Here is a 23069-nt window from a genome sequence, read left to right as displayed (position 1 = left end):
CTAAGTTATTACATTTATATATTATTCGTATTTGTACTTTTTATCAATAAGGCACTATTTTTATACATAGTATCTAAAAGTATACTATTATTATAATGCTCAACTTTTTAACTTTATTGATTTTTATTTAATATTAGTGATATAATTTTTCTGTTAATTTAAAAGATTACAAATTAATATATTAGAGGTGTTAACAATGACAACTAGCTTCAACTCTCATAATTCATGCCACAATAAAAAAGATTGTAAAAAATTTGATACATGCCCTATGATACTAGTTCACAAATTAATATCAGGTAAATGGAAAATTTTAATCTTATGGTATTTATGTGGTGGTTCATTAAGATTTAGTGATTTAAAAAGAAAATTACCACATGTAACTCAAAAAATGTTAACTAATCAGCTTAGAAGCCTTGAGGAAGATGGACTTATATATAGAAAAGTTTATCCTGTATTTCCACCTAAGGTTGAATATGGTCTAACTGACATAGGTAATAAGATAGTACCTATGTTAAAAGAAATGTATAATTATGGGATTCATTATTCGAAAGCATCTGACTAAGTTAATATGCCTAAATAAAAAAGTATGTACATTGTACATACTTTTTTATTTATATAATTATTTTACTAAAGTTACTAAGTCTCCGTTTTTAACTCCAGCAGCGTTTCCTTCTTCTAAGTCAACATGCATTTCTAATTTGAAAGCAGCATTAGCTCTAACTAATACGTTGTTGAATAAAAGTCCTCTTTCTCCTTCAGTTTGAACTGAAACTACATCTTTATCTTTAACACCGAAGTTTTCAGCATCTTCTAAACTCATGTGTATATGTCTTGAAGCAACTATTACTCCTCTTTCTAATTCTACTTCACCTTTAGGCCCTACTAATTTACATCCTGGAGTTCCTTCAACATCTCCTGATTGTCTAACTGGAACAGCAAGTCCTAATCCTCTAGCGTCTGCTAAAGATACTTCAACTTGAGATTCTGGTCTAGTTGGTCCTAAAACTCTCATTTTAGTTGATCCTTTTGGTCCTACTACTTCTACCATTTCTTCACAAGCATATTGTCCTGGTTGAGATAAGTCTTTTTTGTGAGTTAACTCATATCCTGCTCCGAATAAAGCTTCAACATCAGCTTGGCTTAAATGTATATGTTTATTTGATAATGCTATTGGTAATTTCATAAAATATAACCTCCCAAAATTTTTCTTGTATATAATTATTTCTAATTATTGTATGCAATTCAATTATACATAAATTTTTATGTAAAATCAAACCATATTGATTATTTTGATAATTTCTTTAATAAATTGAAGTAACCTGGAAAAGAAATATCAATACAATTGTCACTATCTAGGATGACTTTATTGCTACTAATTAAATTTGCAATGGAAAATGACATAGCTATTCTGTGATCATTAAATGTTTGAATCTTTCCGCCTTGTAGATAAGTTTTTCCTTTTATTATCATTCCATCTTCAAGTTCTATTACTTTTGCACCTATTAAGTTTAGGTTGTCTACAACAGATTTAATTCTATTACTTTCTTTTACTTTTAATTCTTCTGCATCTTTTATAATAGTATCACCTTCTGCTTGGGTTGCCAGAACTGCAATTATTGGAATTTCATCTATTAGTTTCGGAATTAAATCTTTGTCTATAGTAGTTCCTATTAAGTTAGGACTGTATCTTACTAAAACATTCCCAACCTTTTCTCCACAGATCTCGTGTTCATCTACTATTTCTATATTTCCATTCATTTTCTTTATCACTTCTATAATTCCCACTCTTGTATCATTTAAACCAACATTTTTTATTAATACTTCTGAGTTTTCTGTTATTAAAGCTCCCACCATAATAAAAGCTGCAGAAGATATATCTCCAGGCACATAAATATCATTATTAAATAATTCCTCAACGGGGTTTATCTTTATATCTAGATTATTCACTTCTATATCCGCTCCAAAAGATTTAAGCATAATCTCTGTATGATTTCTACTTCTTACTTTTTCATGAATAAAACTTGTATCATCTCCATATAAGCTAGCTAAGATTAATGATGATTTTACTTGTGCAGATGATACTGGCATATGATAGTCTATATGAGTTAAGTTTCCACCCTCAATAGTTATGGGCGTTAAGTTCGCATCCTCTTTACCTGTTATCATAGCTCCCATTTGTCTTAATGGATCCGTAACTCTTTTCATAGGCCTTTTTCCTATAGACTCATCTCCCATGATTGTTGTTTTGAAATTTTGCCCAGCTAAAATTCCCATCATAAGCCTTATAGTTGTTCCAGAGTTTCCCACATCTAAAAGTAGATTTGCTTCTAGTGATTTCAACCCTCTTAGACCTTTTCCAATTACATAAACTTCATTATTATTTATTTCAATGTCCACACCCATTTTTCTAAAACAATTTACTGTAGATAAGCAATCTTCTCCCATAAGAAAATTACTAATTTTATTTTTACCTTTAGATATAGATGAAAACATAATTGCTCTATGTGATATGGATTTATCTCCAATTAACTCAAAACTTCCTTTAAGCATTATTACACTCCTTTATTACGTTCATAATAAGATTTTCTTCTATATTATCAAATACTTCTACTTTACCTTCACCTACAGGAAGTACAAGGTTTATTTTGAAGAAACTATTTTTCTTATCATTTTTCATTATATTAAATACTTTATTAACATCTTCATATTCAAAAGTTATAGGTAAGTTAAATTTTTCACATAAACTTGTAAATTTATTATAATACTTTTCGTCAATTAGTTTTTTTTCTAATGATAATTTAAAAGCCATATTCATTCCAATAACCACTGCTTTGCCATGACTTATGTGACACAGTTTTTCTATCCCATGGCCAAAAGTATGACCAAGATTTAAGATTTTTCTAAAATTTCCTTCTTTTTCATCTTTATCTACTACATTCGCCTTAACTTCTGCGCATGTTTTCACCATTTTTAATAAAGTTGTAGTTTTTCTATCTAAAATTTCCTCATGATTTTCCAGTAAAAAATTCAGGAAGCCCATTTTTCCTTCACAAACATTACCTTCTATAAATGCATATTTTATTACTTCTCCCATGCCACTTAAATATTCTTCTTCTGGTAAAGTTTTTAAAGCTTCTATATTTATATATGTTATTTTAGGTTGATGAAAAGCACCTATTATATTTTTGCTATTACCTAAGTTTATACCCGTTTTTCCTCCTATGGAAGAGTCTACTTGAGATAATAAAGTCGTTGGTATTTGTACCACATCGATTCCCCTCATATATGTGGCTGCGACAAATCCTGCCAAATCCCCAACTACACCTCCACCTAAAGCTATTACTAGAGATTTTCTACTAAGATTTACTTTTATACAGTAGTTCATTATTTTTTCATAATCTTCTATGGATTTTGAATCTTCACCAGGATTTATTATATATTCATAAACATATTTTCCCTTAAGGTGTTTCATCATTTCATGTAGTTGAGTATTATATGTATTGTAGTCACAAATTACAAAGTAAGCATCATAAATTTCATTTAATTCTTCTGCAGAATCCACATTGCAAGCTTCGCATAAGCTTTTTTGAAAATTTCTATATCCTTCATCAATGTATATTTTACAAGTATTATTGATTATTTTTTCCATCCTCTATCACCTAACCTTTTCATATAAGATTTATAATTGTTTTGTAAATCTTCTAAAGAGTCTCCTCCTATTTTGTCTAAGAAAAACTTGCAGATTACAAAAGCTACAATATTTTCACACACGATGGAACAAGCAGGAACTGCACAAGAGTCTGATCGTTCCACACTAGCTTTATATTTTTCTAATGTATTTATATTTATAGTATCCAATGGTTTATATAAAGTTGGTATGGGTTTCATAGCACACCTTATGATAATCTCCTCCCCTGTAGTCATTCCACCTTCTATTCCACCTAGATTATTACTTTTTCTAGTTATTCCATTTTCTTCATTATATAGTATCTCATCCATAACGTCTGAACCTGTAAGTGTAGCGGTTTCAAATCCCAATCCTATTTCCACACCTTTTATTGCTTGTGTTGCCATCAAATGCATAGCTAAATGTCCATCTATTTTTTTATCAAAATGAGTATAAGATCCAAGACCTGGTATTAAATTTTTAACTCTAACTTCTATTATTCCTCCTAAAGTATCTCCTTCTTTTCTGCATTTATCTATTTTGCTTTTTATTTTTTCTTCTAAGTCTTTATTTACGCACCTTATTTCACTATTATCCACATTTTCTTTAATATAATCAAAGTCATAGATTTTGTCATCTTTTATTTCTCCAATTTGCACCACATGAGATAAAAATTCTATGTCGAAGTTTTTAAGAACTTGTTTACAAATAGCTCCCACTGCTACCCTTGATGCCGTTTCTCTAGCTGATGATCTTTCTAATACATTTCTAGCATCATCAAAATCATATTTTAAACAACCTACTAAGTCAGCATGTCCTGGTCTTACATTTTCTACTATTTTCCCTTTTTCATCTATGTCATTCATCGGAGACATATATTTCTCCCAATTTTCAAAATCCTTATTTTTTATTTCAAAAGAAATAGGAGCCCCAATAGTTTTCTTTCCTCTTACACCTCCTATTATATTAATTTTATCTTTTTCTATTTTCATCCTACCGCCACGACCATATCCGCCTTGACGTTTTCTTAATTCTTCATTTATTTCATCTATATTAAGTTCTATATTTGATGGTATACCATCAATAATAGTTATTAAACCTTGTCCATGAGATTCTCCACTCGTTAAATATCTAAGCATATTATTCTCCTTCTCTAATTTTTACTTATTTTATTAGTTTATCAAAATAAGTAAAAAAAAGACATATTAGTTTTACATAAAAAAACTAGCTATTAGACATAATCTAATAGCTAGTCTCTTATATTCTTACTTTAAATGCAAATAAAATAGTTATTACAACAAGATTAAATCAAATCTTACTGCAATAACTATTATATATAAATTTTACTAATATAAATTTTCGTTTATTTATAACAAATAATTAAACTAAGGTAATAGATTCATTATCGTTAATATTTAAACAAGTTTCAGGTTCGTCATCTATTTTAGCTATTTTAATTTTACATGCAATTAATATTAATGATACTATTGGATTTATAATGTTTAATAGTGCATATGGAGCATATACAAATGCTGATACACCTAGTGTTCCAGCTATATAAGCACCACATGTATTCCATGGCACCAATGGAGAACTTAATGTTCCACTATCTTCTAATGCTCTTGATAGCATTTTAGGGTGTATACCTCTTTTTTGATATTCTTTACTATACATTCTTCCTGGTATAACAAGAGACAAATATTGTTCACCTGCAATTGCGTTTGTAAAGAAACAAGTTACCATTGTGCATAATACTGTTCCAAATATGCCTTTTGCAAATCTTAATAAAGATGAAGCAATTACTTCAAGCATACCTGTTTTCTCTAATATACCACCAAGAGATAAAGCACATATTGTCATAGATACTGTAGACATCATATTCATAAGTCCACCTTTAGATAGCAAATCATCTACTAATGCTACTCCTGTTTGTGACACATATCCATTTTGAGCTGCTTCTAATATGGCACCTATTGATTGCCCTTGTAAAAATACTGCAAATAATATACCTGTTACAGCGCCTACTATTAACCCTGGTATAGCTGGAACTTTAAATATAACAAGACCTATTACTATTACAGGTGCTAATAATAATACTGGTGATAATGTGTTAAAAGAGGATGATAATGTATTTCTAATTAATTCAATTTGACTTACATCTAAAGCTTGCCCGGAATATTTCATCCCCATTACACCATATATTACCAAGCAAATTATTAATGATGGTATTGTTGAATAAAGCATGTATTTGATATGTGTAAATAAGTCTGTACCTGCCATTGCTGGAGCTAAGTTAGTTGTCTCAGATAATGGTGATAATTTATCTCCAAAATAAGCACCAGATATTATAGATCCTACAACTAGTCCAATAGGAATACCTAAACTTTGGCCTATGCCTAAAAGAGCCACTCCAACAGTTCCCATTGTGCTCCAAGATGATCCTGTTGCAAGAGACACAACAGCACATACCAAAACTGCTGCTACTAAAAATATATTTGGTGATAAAATTTTTAAGCCCCAATAAATCATACATGGAACTACTCCACTAACTATCCAAGTACCTATTAGTATACCTATTATCATAATAATTAATATGGCTTGCATAGCCATCTTAATACTATCAAACATACTTGTTTCAAGATCTTTCCACTTAAATCCCAGCCTATAAACAGCCACAATTCCCGCTACTGCTGTGGCTCCTACTAATGGAACATGAGGTGATGCTCCATACATAAATATTCCCACACCTAAAAATAACATCAAAGCTGTGATTGGTATCATTGCGTCAAATAGAGTTGCTTTCCTTCCACTCTTCCCCTTCATAAAACGTTTTCCTCCTGTTTGTAAAATAACCTATTCTATTATTTTTTTAATATATGCTTCTATTTTTAAATTAGTTTTTTAGTAAATTATTTATAGTTTTATATACTAACATTGGTGCAACTTCAAAACTATACTCTTTTTCTATACGCTCAGTAAACTTATGAGCATCTTTTCCAAAGCTTCCTATGTCTAGTACAGGTAAATCAAGTTTTTGCATATCCTCTAATGGTAAATTATATTTACTTCCAAATCCCGGCATATTGTTTTTTAATGCATTAATTATTTCCACATCTTGTGGTGCAGATCCATAACTTAAATCACTAATATATGGGAAGAATTTCTTATAAACAATATTATATTTAGTTTTTGTATCATCTACTGCATCTCTAACTGCATCCAATAGATCTGTTTCTTTTTTATTTTTACCTTCTATATATATGTGTGGATAATATGGTGGTGTAAAATACACAATTACTACAGGATCTTTATCTGACCACAGACGATGTAATTCTTCAACCATTTTTAAAGAAAAATCTCTTTGGTCTATTGAATTGTCTTTTAACATTTCTTGTTCAAATTTTTCCATATGATTTTTTGCTTTTTGTCCCAATTCTTTTATTACATTCTCATACAACTGTGTATAAGTAAGGACTCTTGGTTCAAAAGGTAATTTTTTATACTCTCTATTAGTCAGTTCTGTATACCTTTTATATTGATTGTTTAAGCTATCTATAACATTTTTAAAGGCTTCATTTGCTGCATTTTTCATTTTTATAAGAACTTCGTCTGGTGTGCTAGAATGTGTTGCATAATTAAAGAATAGTGTAGCTGTTTTAGCTGTTTGCACTGAATACTCTGGTTTTAAATCTCTTTGTTTTAAAGATACAGGAGGCAAAGATACTTCTCCTTCTACTTTATCGCAAAAATCTACGTTTAAATTTATCTTTTTTAATATTTCTGATGATATATTATTAGGATCAACTCCTTTAAAAGCTTCTCCTACATGTGTTTCTTTACCTACTATATAAAATGATGGCATTAATTTTCCAACTGTTCCTACATATACATATTTATTTTCGTCACCTTCATATTCTGATGTCATATAATCAGTATCTAATAATGCTAAATAATCTAATTGCTCTTCTTCTTTTATCCTTACTAGTTCAGGTATACAAGAAAGCATGCCTCCTGAATTTCCTTCTTCATCACAGACTGCACAGAATATTAAATTGCCTTCAAATTCATTAATATTTTTTGATATTTCCTCCATTATTGCCATAATTATAGCATCACCAGTTTTCATATCAAATAATCCTCTTCCAAATAGATAATCTCCTGATTCTAAATCTTTTTTAACATCATCTGGAAGACTTACTTCTTTAAACATTTCTGTTAATTCATAAGGCCTATTTGCGTAGTCTTTTAAATTTCCATAATCAGATACACCTACTGTATCTGTATGACCAATCATAATAACTGTTTTCTTACTGTTACCTTTTTTCCCTCTTAATATTGCCATTACAGACTTTCTTTTCCATAGATCATTTGGTACATTTATAAATCTTAAATCCTTAGGGTTTTCTTTATAATAATTCATTTCACTAAAAATTTCGTGTACTTTATTTGCAGAATCTATTTCTCCTAGGGTCTCAACAACACTAAATTGCTCAGTTAATGAAATTGCTATTTCTTCTATTCTTTTAGATAAATTTAATTCCATTTTTTCCTCCTAATAAACTTTAATTTATTTACTTAATTACTACTTATTTTTTATTAATTTCTCATTTTCAAAGAAAGTATCTGATTCTTCTTTTACTTCTTTTCTAAGTAGCAATACTCCTATCATATTGGTAGCTATTACTCCTGCTAAAGTAAAATCTAATAATACGATAATTTTACTTAAATCCATAGTTGCTCCAACTGCTATAAATAATAAATAAACAACTCTCATTATTTTAGAAAACTTACTTCCAAATAAATATTCTGCTTGTTTTTCACCATAAAATATTATAACTACTATAGTAGAGAATACAAACATAAGCATACAAACAGTTATTATTCCTCCACCAAGTGTATTCCCAAATACAGTCTGCATTGCTGCAGCAGGCATTGATGCAGCATTACTAGCTCCAAATTTATGCCATACATCTGTAGTTAATACTAATAAAGCCGATACACTGCATATCATCAAAGTAGAAACTATTACTTCAAATATTCCCCACAATCCTTGTCTTGCTGGATGGTCTGTAATAGCTGCACTATGAGCTATAGTAGAAGTACCCATACCTGCTTCATTTGAATACGCTCCTCTTGCTGCTCCAGCTTTTATAGTCTGAACTATTGTAGCTCCAACAAACCCTCCAAATCCTGCTTGAGGCGTAAACGCACCTTTAAATATTAGAGCGAATGCATTAGGTAATTGTTCAAAATTTACTGCTATAACTATTAAAACCATAGCCATATATATAGTTGCCATTATAGGAACTAACTTTTCAGATATTTTCCCTATTCTTTTTATACCACCATATACAATAAATCCTACAAATGCGATTAAGAAAAGACCTGATACTACAGGTGTTATATTTATAGTTGCTGCACTTTGTACAAATGATGCTGTTTGTGTTGATATTGATGGGGCTATTTCTATCATTAAGAAAAATGCGAATAAAGTACCTAACCATGGCAATTTAGCTCCATCTCTTATATAATACATAGGTCCACCTACATACTCTCCATCTTCATTCTTAATTCTATATTTTATTCCTAATATTATTTCTGAGTATTTAAGAGAACAACCAAATAATGCAATTAACCACATCCAAAATACAGCTCCTGGACCTCCTGTAGCTATGGCTATAGGAACACCAACAATGTTGGATGCCCCTATAGTTGAAGCTAATGCTGAAGTAGCTGCTTGAAATGGACTTATTGTTCCATCTCCACTAGATTTGCTAAATATTTTCCCAAATGTTTGTTTTAATATAAAAGGTAATTTTGTAAACTGAAAAAATCTTAGTGTAAATGTCATAATTATTGCTCCACCTACTAAAACTATTAAAACTGGATACGTCCATAACCAACTTGTTATACTTTCCAATAAATTAAACATTTCCTCACCCCTAATAAATTATTTTTTCTACATAATCACTTGTACTAGTTGACATTAAACCTCCATAAGTTAATAAGAATTCCACTTTATCACCTATATTATAGTTTTTGTTACTTTTAGTAACATCCAGTATCATGTGATCTGAACTTGCTCCTAGTATTTCTATAGAAGTGTCTATTGGCATTAATGAATCTGTATCTATGTCCTGCTTACCAATTGCTACAATTGCTCTTTTTAAAATCCCTTTATCTTCGTATACAGGTTTATTTCCAAAAGCATCAATACCTATTTCCCCTATTGGTACTGATGGTTTTTCTTTGCACTCAACTATTTCACATACAAGTTTGAACGCATCTTGATATGTTCCTTTTATGTTTTTTCCATATGCTGTTTCTCTTCCAAGAACTATTGATTCTCCTATTCTAAGATTAGTTACCCCTCTTGGCATATCATCATTCATCAATAGATCTAATGAACTTGAGTTTCCTCCTGACACTATTTCTAGTTTTAAGTCAAACTCATTTTCAACTTTTCTTGCTATTTCAACTAATCTTCCTGTATTTATTGGAGATGGTATAATTGCTCCATAACATGTTAAATTTGTTGCTATACCAATTATTTTAATGTTTTTAAATTTCTGAATATTTTTTATATTATTAAACAAATCCTCTTCATAAAAATACCCTTCTCTTAGATCTCCCAAGTCAAACATTAAAACTATTTTATGGATTATATTTTTTCTTTCACATATTTCATTTAATGCCTTTATTGTTTTCAACTCTGAATTAAAACTTATATCGCTATATTCTACAACTTCTTCTAACTCACTTATCATTGGTATTCTAATAAGCATCTTCGGTAAATCTATATTTTTTAATTTTTTTAAATTATTTATTCTAGAGTCTGCAATATAATCTATACCTTCTTCAACTAACTTCTCTACTACTTTCTCTCTTGCACAAAATGATTTAGTTACAAAAGCTAAACTTATATTGTTATCATGGCACATATGAGAAATAACTTTGACATTTTGTTTTAGTTTATTTATATCAATTTCTAATTTAGGGTACATAGCTTCTTCTCCTCAAAATTTAAACTTTTTAGCATAAGTTTTAAAGATGCCTCTTCATATTTCTTAGATAAAACACCAATAGAGGCCATAATATAATCATTATCTATTAGTATTTTTGTATTTTCTTTTGGCAGTAGTAATTCTTTATTTTTGTTGTACCTAGTTACATATTCTAAAATTTCAACCCTATTTGGAAGTCTAGTAAGTGCTCCACCTGTTCCAATTATATACTTAACACCTGTTAAATCCTTGCCTTCTGCTATTTTGCTTTTTCCATTAGTTCCATAAATATTCCTTATTCTCCCTACGTGTCTTATAATAGCTTTTATAACTGCTTCTTTTGTCAACCTTTCAACAAATAGTATTTCTTCTTTTGATTTTGGTATTGGCGGATAATTGTTCATTATTGAGTCTATATCTATTGATAGCTCTTCTTGTAAACTTTCTTTACCAATAACTTCTACTATATTTTTCATATTTACATATACACCCAAATCACCTTCTACACTTCTTTTTGAAACAGGTTCTGGGTTTACTAGTATTTTGTTAATGAATTCACTCCCTTCAGTAGCAGAGTGAACATCTGTAGTTGCTCCACCTACATCTAAAGTCAACAAGTCACCAATGTTTCTATAAAGAAGTTTAGATGCCTCCATTACCGCACCAGGAGTTGGTGTTATATTTTCATTCACCATATCCTTTATGTATTTCATACCTGGAGCTTTAGTTATATGTTCTTCAAATACATCTTGGATAATTTTTCTTGTTGGTTCTATATTTAATAAATCAATTTTAGGGTATACGTTTTCCGCTATATAAAGCTTGTAATTACTCTCTTCAAATATTAACTTAACTTCTTCATGATTTTCCACATTGCCAGCATATATAACTGGCACTCCTAGATTTAAAGATGATATCATTTCTGCATTATATATGGCAGTGTCTCTTTCTCCATAATCCACTCCACCAGCTATCAAAATTATATTTGGTTTTATTTCTTTTATTTTTTTTAAGTCAGTTCTTTTTATTTTTCCAGCTGTAACTTGCTTAATAACTGCACCTGCACCGAGTGCTGCTTCTTTTGCTGCTTTTACCGTCATATCATAAACCAATCCATGAACAGTCATTTTTAATCCTCCAGCAGCACTTGATGTTGCAAACATATCTTTATATTTAATTTCTCCTACATTTAAATTTGCCGCTAAATCTTTAATGGCACCTGATAAGCCATTTCTTACATCTCCACCTTCGAAAACTGTAGTAGGTGATTGACCCTGACCTAAAAATTCAGGGTCTTCACCATTAATATTATTGAAGGCGTTTACAACTGTTGTTGTGCTTCCTATTTCTGCAACTATGACATCTATTTCTAATATGCTTTTAGACATTTTGATTCATTTCTCTTCTTTTTTCTACTAAGAAAGTAGCTACATTTATACCTTTGCTATTTCTTCCAAAACCTGCATCTACTCCTTGTTCAATGGCTATTTCAGGTGTTACTTGTGTTCCTCCACAAGCGATCATTACTTTATCTCTTATTCCTTTTTCTATACAATACTCATGTAACTTCTTCATATTTTTATAATGTATATCATCATGGCTTATTATTGTAGATGCTAATATAGCGTCAGCATTTAATTCTATTGCTGCATCTACTAATTTTTCTACTGGTACTGAAGTTCCTAGATAATGACACTCTATACCATATTTTTCTATACCACCATGTTTTATATCTATTATTTCTCTTAACCCAACTGAATGCTCATCTTCTCCCACTGTTGCTGCAACAATTTTCATAGGTTTAGCATCTATGTCTTCTCTAATTTCTTCATCAGTTAATACTTTCGGTTCTTCTGGTATAACTAAATCATTTATATCTATATCAAAAGGAACTTTACCTTTCATTTCAATTCTAGTACCTTCAGATTCATGCATAACTTCTCTACTTATAACTTCAATATCTTCCAAATTCATCTTTTTACCAAATTCAAGAGCTGCAAATTCAGCAGTTCTTTTATCTGTTGGAAGCATCATTGTTATCATAACAATACCGTCTGCACACCATTCCATCTCAGGCTTTATTTTAGTTCCAAGTCTATATTCTTCTGATTCTTTTAATCTTGTTTCAACATTATCAAAATCATCAAGTTCATCTATATACACTATTTTTTCAGGATTTTCAAAAGTAGAACCTCCTATTAATGAAGCTGGATTATCTATAGCATTTTCATCATATTGAGCTACGTTATTATATCCAAAGTGAGCAGTTACAGGTGCAAAATAATCTTCATCTCTTTCGTAAACAGTGCCTTCTCCAACTCCTCCTTTTATTTTTCTTGATATTCCATCTCCGTTTCTTTCTGGATAATTTCCTGAATCAACAAAGAATCCTTGCTCAACAGCTTCGAAATATCCACCAGCTTCAATTATTTCTTCCATGTAAAGAACTGCTCTTTCTTTGATTTCTCTAGACTTATCTCTTAATTCACCTACATTTTTAAGTTCTATCATATCCATAAGTCCATCCATACCAATTAAGGCTTGTTTAGCTGTATCACATGCTTCTATATTATAAATATGCCATGGAACATTTCTGCCTTCGTCAGGAGTTATAGTTGATTGCACATCTGCCCTAGTTAATACTGATGTTAATAAGTTCAACACATGAGTAACTGTTGCTTCTCTAGTAGATGAATCCATATATTTAGTATTCATTTGAGCTCTCATTTTATAGTCACTGAAAAATTCTCTAAGTGCAACAGCATAAGGTAAATCAATTCTTAAACAAGGAGCAGGAGGAGCTGTTGGAGGAACTGTTGATAAGCAAATATTAGTTTTATCTATCCCTATTTTTTCAGAAAAAATTGAGTTTAAAGCATGTTGAACCATAAGTTCTGGCATTACCTTCCATGCTTCTCTTGCAGTTGCATTGGCATTATGAGCTCCATCTATTTGAGCCATATTAGCAAAAGCCATTATTTTTTTAGCTTCACAAGCATCTACAAAAGATCTTATCATGTTTATATTTCTATATAAAACGTTATATTGTGGATCTTGATGTGCTCCATTTATTCCTTCTTCAGCAAACATTACTGCTACTTCTGGCCCTGCAATACCACTTACATATGAATGATAATTAATAGGTCTTCCAACTTCTTCTTCTATAAAGTCTAGGGCTTTTCTTTGAGCTCTAACTTGCTTTCTTGTTATCGGAACACCACCAATACCTTGAGGGGTACCTTCTATAAGTCCATCAAAGTGTGATTGTCCAGCAGTTCTTATAACCATTAAGTGATCTGCACCATGGTGAGCTGCCATTCTCATTCTTCTTATATCATCTTCAAATCTTCCTGATGCAATTTCAGTAGTTATAACAGGTACTGGTTGAGGGTCTATATTATTAAAATATTTTGCTGATGGTAATGCAACACCATCTTTTAGAGGTTTTGTAGCTTGCTTGTATTCAAATGGACCCATCTCAAGATTTTCTACATGTTCTCTCCATGTCCATCCTCTTCTTTTTGGTCTATATTTGTCTAGATCTTTAAGAATATAATCTATATCTAATTTTTTATTTTCTTTTAGCATTCTACTTTTTCCCCCTCTCCAGTTACTTCCATAGTTGATTTTTCATTGTTATGAAATAAATCTACTACTTCATCCCAACCTTCACCATCTATTAACATTAATCCTGCTTCTCTAACTGTTATCCCTTTTTTCATTGCTAATTTATAAACTACATGACCAGCACCTTTTCCTATTAATCCTCTTTCCATAACTCCCTCTAATATTGGTTTTACTTCAAGAGAAGAAAATCCCATTCTAAGTAAAATAGATCTTTCTATTGATGGTGTTGTATTTTTTCTACCTAATTCTACCATTGGCTCAACTATTTGGCTTGCTAATTGCCAGAATCTGTCTTTTAGTTGTTGATCACTTAGTTCTTGAAGATGTTTTCTTCTAACTTCAAAATCATCTTGTCTTTTTTCCATATATATTCCCCCTCATTTATTTACCACTATAACTATGGTTTTCACCTATTTATATTTATTTAATAACTCCTATTTCAAATTATCTAAAACTTCTATTACAAACTCTCTAGAAGTCTTTGTCTCTTTCATTAGAAACTCAATATCTTCATTACTTAAATTATCGACATCATCTATTTTATTGTTTAATACACAATTTTTTATATAAGATCTTCTTATTTTATTCATATCAACATCTACACATTTTAATAGTTCTGGACTTTGTGGTAGTATTAAATTTTCACCAGCGATTTCATCTTTTGGATTACCAAATTTTATTTCTATTCCATTTTCTCTGGCGAAAGTAAGTTGAGGATTAATATGCTTTCCAGCTCCAGTGTATTCAGTTTCTTGAACTACTATAATTTTATCCTCATCTAACTCTTGTGCTAAAGAAAATGCTGCTGTTAAAGATGTATTTCCTGCAGGACCTCTTTCAATACCTTCTAACTGTGCCAACAACTCAGTTATATAAAATACCTCTCCTTGTTTAACTAACACATATCTATCCATATATCTAAGTGGTCTAGCTGCTGATCTAGGAACATCAGATCTATCTGGCCATGTACAAAATGGAATTCCAAAACCTGTATGTCCTGTAGTAAAGGATTTTCTATTAAACTGACTGTCACTAGCCATATGTAATCCTTTTAAGTCAACGCTAGCGCCTACAACTTGAGTATTCAAAGCATCAGCTTTTATTAAGCCTCTTGCTGTTCCTGTAAGGTTGCCACCGCCTGCATTAGTACAAACAACTACATCAGGATTTTTTCCATATTTTTGTTTAAATTGAGTAGATAATTCATCTCCTAAAGTTTCAACACCAGCTATACCAAATGGAGAATATAAAGAAGCATTAAAATATCCTGTTTCCTCAAGTAAAGCTAAAAATGTATAAAATAACTCTGGCCCAACTGTTAATTGAACAACTTCTGCACCATAAGCTTCACATTTTCTTGCTTTTTCAATAATTTCTGGCTGTCCTATTCCCTTTGAATCATAGCACTCTTGAACTATTATACATTTTAAACCTTGCATAGCTGCTTGAGATGCTACGGCCGCACCATAATTACCACTAGTTGCTGCTATTACACCTTTATATCCCATTTTTTTTGCATGGTATACAGCAGTAGCTGCTCTTCTTGCTTTGAAACTACCAGAAGCATTCATTGCCTCATCTTTTATAAAAATTCTAGCTCCTTTTCCTTTTGGAGCACATTTTCTTGCTAACTTAGTTAAATTTTTAAGTTCTATTATTGGAGTGTTCCCTACAGCATATTGTGATTGAATAGACTCTATCTCTTCAAGTGTGTATCCAGTTTCACTCATCATTTTTTCATAATCAAATCCAATACCATTTTCTTCAAAAGTAGAATAATCTAATCCTATGGCATTTTTCATTATTTCATTTTTTCTACCCATAACAGCTTCATAACTCATATCTTTTTGTAAAACACTACTACTCATTATCTTCACCTCCAAATAATATTTCCTTTGCTTGAATTCCTATTTGAAGTAACTCTGGTATGCACTTACCATAGTCATGAGTATAATATGGATTTACTTGAACTAAATTACCTTTTACAAGTCTTCCTGTTATAGTTTTTACTTCAACCAAATCCCCTATATTAGCATCTTTTTGTATAAATCCTTTTACCCACATTTCCAATGGCACTTTCTTAGTATCATCTGGAACTTGTGGAGCTCTTTCATCAGGTGTTAATACTAGATTGTGTATAATAACCCAATCATTACATTTTGCATCCATTTTGTTCTCCCCCTTTGCCTACTATCTAATTTTCAACTTCAATCCTTATATCTCTACTGTTGCATCTTCTTCTAATTCAACTTCTATTTGATCTCTTACATCACCCATTATTGCTCTTGGTACTGGTATATCTAACATAGTTTTTAGACCTGGTCTTGCATTTATTATTAGAGGTATAGAGTTTACTATCATTGCATATGTTCCTATTCCTCCAGGTATTTCAGGGTTTATTTGTAAATCTATATTTGGTATTCCTTTTATTGATATATAATCTCCTGTTTTAGTTCCTTCAGCTTCTGGTATTATTTGTTGTGGATGTTCCATTTCTACTAAAACTTTTCCATTTACATATCCGTATCCGCATTGTCTACAACCAGCAACATTTCCTGCTAAAGCTTCTCCATATTTAGACTGTCTGTCTACTGTAGTCATTATCGGCTCTTTTGTTTGCTCTATTTTATCTAACTTCCATCCTAGTCCATCTGCAATCATATTTATTGATTCCACAAATCCGACATGACCTGCTATTGTATTATTTTCTACACCTTTTAAGAATTCTTCTTTACTTACACCTACTCCTTGTTCTACCATAACTGCTTTTCCAAATGGAGATAAATCATTTACTCTTTTAGCACTTATACTATTAACTTCTTCGCAAGTTCCTGATAAAGCTAAAACTAATAAATCTAATACAAATCCTGGATTTATACCTGTTCCTAAAACACTTACACCATTCTCTTTTGCAACTTCATCCATTTTTTTAGCTAAGTCTGGATCATCAGCTTGTGGATATGCCATTTGTTCAGCAGTAGAAATAACATTAATTTTTTTCTCTAATAGATAAATTATTTTATCAAAAGCTTTTTTTGTAAAAGAGTCAGTCGCTAATAAAACAACATCACAACTTTTTTCTGTAAAAGCTTCTTCATAGTTACCATTTATAATAACTTCGTTTCTATCTCCTCTTTCTATATCTAAGACATCATATATGCTTTTACCTGCAGTACTTCTGCTGCAAACTGATACTATTTCCATACCATCTTTTTTTAATATCATATTTGCCATTCCTGTTCCCATTGCTCCAAATCCCCAAATTCCTATTCTTACTTTTCTCATTACTAAATCCTCCCAAATAAATTATTTTAATTTTCTTACAATTTTTATAAAGCACAAATTATGCCAACTTTAAATTATTAAGCTTAATTTTTTCTCAAGCCTTGTGTTTAGCTCATATATATTTTTTTTTAATTTGAATCTTTTTTCTAATTAATTTTTTTTAACAAAAAAAAGAGCAAAAAGTTTTGCTCTTACGCAAATTTTTTTGCTCTTTTTATTTATTAAAATTTTTTATATTATACTTTTTCATTTTATACTGCAAATTTTGCCTATTTATTCCCAGAATAGCTGCTGCCTTACTAATATTGTATCCCGTTTTTTCTAAAGATTCTATTATATATCCTTCTTCTATATCTCCTATAATATGATCTAATGTTTTGTATTCTAAATCGTCCAAAGAATAGCCATCATTTATTTTTTTTTCTTTCAAATTATAATAATCATTTAAATGAATCATTTCAGGAACTATATTTTTTTCATTGTCCATCATACTCATAGTTGAATATATTACATTTTCTAATTCCCTTACATTTCCTTGCCAACTATGTTTTTTTAAATAATTAATACTATCATAAGAAATACCCTTTACGTTCTTGTTCAATTTTTTATTATATTTTTTAATAAACATATCACAAAGCAATGATATGTCTTCTTTTCTTTCTCTTAATGGTGGTATTTCTATATTTATTACATTCAGTCTATAGTATAAATCTCTTCTTATTTTATTTTCGTTTAATATTTGAGTTGGACTTTCATTAGTTGTCGCTATAACTCTAACATCAACAGGTATGTCTTTTGTTCCTCCGACTCTTCTAACATAACCTTCCTGTAACACTCTAAGTAGTTTTGCCTGTAGAGCCATAGGCATTGAATTTATTTCGTCTAATAATAAAGTTCCTTTGTTGGCTTGTTCAAACAAACCAGGCCTATCGACTGCTCCCGTAAATCCTCCTTTTATAGTTCCAAAAAGTATTCCTTCAAATAAAGATTCTGGTAGCGCTGCACAATTTTGTGCTATAAAAGGATGTTCTTTTCTATTACTAGCATAATGTATAGATTGGCTAATTAATTCTTTACCAGTTCCAGTTTCTCCATATATAAAAACTGATGCATCAGACTTGCTTGCTTTCTCACACTTTTTAATAGAAGCTTTCATCAACTTACTGTTTCCTATAATATCTTCAAATCTATATCTTCCTTCTAATTTATTTTCTTTATTTGTTGAATTATTTTTTAAGTTTGTTACTTGCTTAGATAAAGTTTCTATTGTTGTAATATCCTTTGATATTTCTAAAGCACCTATGAAATCATTGCCATTTATAATTGGGATTGTAGTATTTAACGTAGTTATTTCTTTTCCATTTTTATCAACATATCTCTGCATATTATTTTCTATGGTCTTTTTTTTATTTAGTACCTCTAACAATGTGCTATTTTTTATATTCATTTCATCAACAATATCCACAAATGACTTACTCATTACATAATTTTTACTCATTTTTTCTATTTTTTCCATACAGTCATTATAGATTATTGTTTTACCCTTATTGTCTATAAAATGTATCCCCTCATCAATATTTATTAATATTTCCCTCATTAATATTTCATATAGTTCTAAATTCAATAGCTCCCCCTCCAAAATAACTGACTTAATTATGAATTTTTTATTATTCTATAAGATCACTTATTTCTTTTACGTAATTTATCACCGCTCCATTTAACTCTTCTTGAAATACTTTATTTTCACTAAACGGTACTTCATCACTATTGCTCATATAAACATTTGAAATTAATTTAGTATTTATACACTTAAAAAATAAATCCATTACAAGTTGTCCGCCTAAAAATTGATTTTCATATTTAGGTTGGCCTCCTACAGCTATAAACATTCCTCTTCGTTCTTTTTTTACATCTATAGAAGGCTGCTTTAATATATATTTACTTGAGTAAAATGCTTGAGTTCTATCTACTAATGTTTTTATTTTTGTTGAAATACTTTGGAAGAACATTGGACTTACTACAATAGTCCCTATGGATTTATCAAATTCTTCATATAAAGGTGTCATATCATCTTTTATTACACATTTTCCAGTTCTTTCACAGTATCCGCAGGCTATGCAATAATCTATATTCATTTTGTAAATATTTAATACTTCGTAGTTAATTTGATTTTCATCTAATTTATTAGTTATGTTTTCAATTATTTTACTACAATTTTTACTTCTTCTAGGACTGCCATTAATAATCAAAACTTTATGCTTTTTATCCATAACCCCTCCTATATATTCTTTAGCATTAGAATTAAAATATCATCATCAAAATTATCATTTCCAGTAAATTTTTCTGTTTCTTTTTTTAGATTTTCTACAATTTTATTTTTATTATTTTTATAATTACTTTTAACAAAGTTCTTTAGTCTGTCTAAACCAAACTCTTCTTTATACTGATTCTTGATCTCTAAAGTTCCATCTGTAAACATAAATACCATAGGGTAATTTTCTATACTAAATGTATTACTATGATATTCTCCATCTGGTAATACCCCTATAGGGATTCCTTTTTTGCAATTAAGACTTTCCACAAGTTCACCATTATCATCAATAATTATAGGACTATAGTGTCCTGCATTAGAAACAGACAATATATTTCTTTCTGTATCAAATACATTTATTAAAGCTGTGGCAAATACACCCATCTTATCGAACTCATCATATAATATTTTGTTTAAATGTGTAGCTATTTCACCAGGTGTTTTATATTGATAACACAATGTTTTAAAAGCTCCTTTTATCATTGCAACCATGTAGTTCGCAACAATACCATGCCCCATTACATCTGCTATAATAAAAGCTACTCTTTTATCATCAATTTTGTGAGCATAGTAAAAATCCCCACCTACGACTGTTGCTGGTCTATGATAAAATTCTAACTCTTTCTCATAATTACACTTTATTTTACTATCGTTCATAATAAGTTTTTGCTGTTTATTAAGAATATTTAGTTCCTTAGCAATTAATTTATGTTTTACATTTTGCTCACTATAGTCATAAAGTTGCATAGCAACTGTAACTTGCTTTGATAATATACTTAATATATTTAAATCATCATCTTCATACTTTTTACCATCTGTACATAAAATTACACCTATTGATTCAGATTCATTAGATAACTTATAGAAAATATACGTATCTACATTTAAAGTTATTTCTCTTTCTAGATTTGTATCATTTACATATAATCCCGGAACATTTTTTGATAAAAGTAACTTAATAGTATCTTCTACATTGGTATCTCTTTCATCAAGTTTACAATAAGATCTAAATATTTTATTTTTACAATTATTCTTATCTATTAAAATAACTGAATCTCTACTATTTGTAATTTTCTTAGCTATTTCACTCAAATGTACTAAAAACTCATCTATATTTTTATTTTGATAAAGTTTTCTTGTAGCTTCACTTATTAGTTCTAGAGAATTTCTAAGTTTATCTATTATAAAATTCTTTTCACTATTTTTTTCTGTTATTTCTATAGATAAAGCTATTAGGGATGCTATGGAAGAGACGAAATCTATATCTTCATCCTTTAAAACATCACTCTCATCTAAAAAACAAGTCATAAAACCTACTACTTTTTTATTATATATTAAGGGAAATACAATCCTTCCTGTATAGTGTTCATGATTTGCCAAGTCTCTTTCCTTTATAGCTCTTTCATCTTCAAAAACATTTTTTATATAAATAATTTTTTTATATTCTACTGCATCGTGAATATACTCAGGATAATCTTCATAAAAATCAAACTTCACACCCTTGGCATCCTTAGATTTAAAAGTTTGCTTTATGTATTCCAGGCTATTTGAACATACTAGATAAGCATGCTCATAGTCATTGTTATAAAATAAATTAACACAAGCTTTTCTAGGAAAAACTACTTCAAGCATTTTTTCTATTATTTTGTCCTTTATCTCAAAGAAATTAGTAGACTCTGCAACTAATGAAGATATCTCTACTAAATTTTTCATCTTCATACTAATATTGCTCATAAATACATCCTTCCCTCCTATAAGATTTCCTTTTTCTAGAACTTATTGTAACATATTATCTTTTATTTATATATACAAATTACCTTTTTACGTCTTTTGGGAATAAAGATTTGTTATTATTTAAGTCTAGTACTTCTGTGGCAATTCCTTTGTCACTAGGAATAAAAGTTAAATTAATTTTAAAATTTTCTATATACACACTGCTTACAACATTAGTTTTAAATCTTAATAAAAATTCCAAATTCCCCACTCTTTTTAAATTATCTATCTCATTATAATTTGTATGAAATCCATTAACAGTAGCTGTAATTGGTACAACGTACTCACCTTCATTCAAATGAATATCATGCGAAAACCATAGATTTTCATTACACTTCTTATAGCTTTGTTCTTTACTACATACTTGATATAAGCACGGTAATATACTTAAAGTACAGCTTTTTTTCACTTTTATTTTAATATTTCCATTTAAATTTACTATATAATTTCTTTTTAAAGGTATTGAGTAAGACACATTTTCCATAGTAATATAATTATTTGACTTTAAAACTCTATATCCATCTTCATCACTTTTATTCCAAATTAAAAACTTATTAAAAGGTTGAGTGTTTGCATAAGCTTCCGTATTACTTTCTATTTTTGCAAATTCAATTATAAAATTTCCTAAGAACTCTACATATTTGCTCATATCATTTTTATCTCTTCCTCTTCCATGAAGATTTTCCCTCCACTCAAGACAAAGAGCTGGTATTTTATACCTTTCACATACATAATTACTAAAAACAGGTGATATGGAAGATCCAAAAATAGTTCTATTTTCATTAGAGTTAAACTTTTTAAGAGTGTCGATAAATCTACCTAAGTAATTATCTACAAATCTAGGATAGTAAACTATTCTTTCAGCATCTACTGAAATAATATTATGCAAGTCTATTAATCCAACTAAATTATCTTCATATACATCTTCTACTAACTTCTTTATACTTTTCATTTCTATTTCACTAAAAGGACTTTCACCCTTGTAATAAATTTGGCCTTTTTTAGATTTTAAACTATTATATTCTTCCCATAAATAATCACTGTTTCTATTTAGATCAACGTCATTATAATTATTTCTACTATCATTTTCAAACCCCCAAGGGTTAACACTTGGTACAAAAATTAACCTTACTTTATTCTTAATATAATTTAATTCTTCATGATTTACATCTTCTTTACATAATAATTCTAAAAATCTAGCTACACCAAAAAAAGGGGTATATTCATTTCCATGTATACCCGAAATTAAAACTATTGTTTTTTCATAATTGATTGGTTTAAAATCATAGCTATAAATATTGTATTTATTTGATGAATCCTTACTTAATATTCTTTTACTTACGTATTTGTTATCTACTAGTTTATTTAAAATAGCATCTAAAGATTTTTCATAATCTCTATT

The 23069-nt window shown here is 29.7% G+C and carries 19 protein-coding genes; 1 reads left to right on the top strand and 18 read right to left on the bottom strand.

Features of this window, described 5'->3' with window-relative positions; translation table 11 throughout:
• The first annotated feature begins 196 nt into the window (after positions 1 to 196).
• Positions 197 to 562, top strand: a complete 366-nt coding sequence (locus NSA58_RS03825) for a winged helix-turn-helix transcriptional regulator (RefSeq protein WP_039678998.1) — start codon at positions 197 to 199, stop codon at positions 560 to 562.
• A 57-nt stretch (positions 563 to 619) separates the two neighbouring features.
• On the opposite strand, the gene NSA58_RS03820 is transcribed toward NSA58_RS03825, so the two are convergent.
• The 18 genes from NSA58_RS03820 to NSA58_RS03735 all read right to left on the bottom strand — a co-directional run.
• Positions 620 to 1183 carry a phosphate propanoyltransferase gene (locus tag NSA58_RS03820; RefSeq protein WP_039678999.1) on the bottom strand — a complete coding sequence of 188 codons (564 nt, stop codon included), beginning with the start codon at positions 1181 to 1183 and terminating at the stop codon, positions 620 to 622.
• A gap of 101 nt (positions 1184 to 1284) precedes the next feature.
• Entirely contained in the window at positions 1285 to 2550 is a 1266-nt protein-coding gene (aroA, locus tag NSA58_RS03815; protein WP_039679000.1) for a 3-phosphoshikimate 1-carboxyvinyltransferase, read from the bottom strand.
• Positions 2543 to 3649: a 3-dehydroquinate synthase gene (aroB, locus tag NSA58_RS03810; protein ID WP_074429426.1), complete on the bottom strand. Its 1107-nt coding sequence runs from the start codon at positions 3647 to 3649 to the stop codon at positions 2543 to 2545. The genes aroA and aroB overlap by 8 nt, the downstream gene beginning before the upstream one ends.
• Positions 3637 to 4806 carry a chorismate synthase gene (gene aroC / locus NSA58_RS03805; protein ID WP_074429425.1) on the bottom strand — a complete coding sequence of 390 codons (1170 nt, stop codon included), beginning with the start codon at positions 4804 to 4806 and terminating at the stop codon, positions 3637 to 3639. Before aroC ends, aroB begins: the two co-directional genes overlap by 13 nt.
• Positions 4807 to 5047: 241 nt before the next feature.
• Positions 5048 to 6490, bottom strand: coding sequence for a Na+/H+ antiporter NhaC (nhaC, locus tag NSA58_RS03800; RefSeq protein ID WP_074429424.1), 1443 nt, complete (start codon positions 6488 to 6490; stop codon positions 5048 to 5050).
• A gap of 70 nt (positions 6491 to 6560) precedes the next feature.
• Positions 6561 to 8210, bottom strand: a complete 1650-nt coding sequence (locus tag NSA58_RS03795) for a M20/M25/M40 family metallo-hydrolase (RefSeq protein WP_074429423.1) — start codon at positions 8208 to 8210, stop codon at positions 6561 to 6563.
• Positions 8211 to 8249: 39 nt separating this feature from the next.
• Positions 8250 to 9599, bottom strand: coding sequence for an alanine/glycine:cation symporter family protein (locus tag NSA58_RS03790; protein ID WP_074429422.1), 1350 nt, complete (start codon positions 9597 to 9599; stop codon positions 8250 to 8252).
• 10 nt (positions 9600 to 9609) lie between these two features.
• Positions 9610 to 10671, bottom strand: coding sequence for an ornithine racemase Orr (orr, locus tag NSA58_RS03785; protein ID WP_074429421.1), 1062 nt, complete (start codon positions 10669 to 10671; stop codon positions 9610 to 9612).
• The gene (locus NSA58_RS03780; RefSeq protein WP_277613703.1) at positions 10656 to 12059 is read right to left on the bottom strand and encodes a GlmL-related ornithine degradation protein; all 1404 of its coding nucleotides are present in this window, start codon (positions 12057 to 12059) and stop codon (positions 10656 to 10658) included. The genes orr and NSA58_RS03780 overlap by 16 nt, the downstream gene beginning before the upstream one ends.
• Positions 12052 to 14259, bottom strand: a complete 2208-nt coding sequence (gene oraE / locus NSA58_RS03775; protein ID WP_039679006.1) for a D-ornithine 4,5-aminomutase subunit OraE — start codon at positions 14257 to 14259, stop codon at positions 12052 to 12054. Before oraE ends, NSA58_RS03780 begins: the two co-directional genes overlap by 8 nt.
• Positions 14253 to 14663, bottom strand: a complete 411-nt coding sequence (locus tag NSA58_RS03770) for an ornithine aminomutase subunit alpha (protein ID WP_074079731.1) — start codon at positions 14661 to 14663, stop codon at positions 14253 to 14255. The genes oraE and NSA58_RS03770 overlap by 7 nt, the downstream gene beginning before the upstream one ends.
• Before the next feature lie 69 nt (positions 14664 to 14732).
• Positions 14733 to 16166, bottom strand: a complete 1434-nt coding sequence (gene ortB, locus NSA58_RS03765; protein ID WP_074079732.1) for a 2-amino-4-oxopentanoate thiolase subunit OrtB — start codon at positions 16164 to 16166, stop codon at positions 14733 to 14735.
• Positions 16159 to 16467, bottom strand: a complete 309-nt coding sequence (ortA, locus tag NSA58_RS03760; protein ID WP_039679009.1) for a 2-amino-4-oxopentanoate thiolase subunit OrtA — start codon at positions 16465 to 16467, stop codon at positions 16159 to 16161. The genes ortB and ortA overlap by 8 nt, the downstream gene beginning before the upstream one ends.
• A gap of 45 nt (positions 16468 to 16512) precedes the next feature.
• Complete coding sequence (gene ord, locus NSA58_RS03755) at positions 16513 to 17583, bottom strand: 2,4-diaminopentanoate dehydrogenase (RefSeq protein WP_074429420.1); 1071 nt, start codon at positions 17581 to 17583, stop codon at positions 16513 to 16515.
• 214 nt (positions 17584 to 17797) lie between these two features.
• Positions 17798 to 19207, bottom strand: coding sequence for a sigma-54 interaction domain-containing protein (locus tag NSA58_RS03750; protein WP_039679011.1), 1410 nt, complete (start codon positions 19205 to 19207; stop codon positions 17798 to 17800).
• A 43-nt stretch (positions 19208 to 19250) separates the two neighbouring features.
• On the bottom strand, positions 19251 to 19853 hold the full coding sequence (locus NSA58_RS03745; protein ID WP_039679012.1) for a flavodoxin family protein: 603 nt from the start codon (positions 19851 to 19853) through the stop codon (positions 19251 to 19253).
• Between the two features lie 8 nt (positions 19854 to 19861).
• Entirely contained in the window at positions 19862 to 21628 is a 1767-nt protein-coding gene (locus NSA58_RS03740) for a GAF domain-containing SpoIIE family protein phosphatase (RefSeq protein WP_039679013.1), read from the bottom strand.
• Between the two features lie 79 nt (positions 21629 to 21707).
• Positions 21708 to 23069: M14 family metallopeptidase (locus NSA58_RS03735; protein ID WP_257560117.1), on the bottom strand; the 1362-nt coding region annotated here is incomplete at its 5' end.

This window comes from Terrisporobacter muris (assembly GCF_024621905.1).
Lineage (GTDB): Bacteria > Bacillota > Clostridia > Peptostreptococcales > Peptostreptococcaceae > Terrisporobacter > Terrisporobacter muris.
This window is presented reverse-complemented; position numbering and strand designations above follow the sequence as displayed.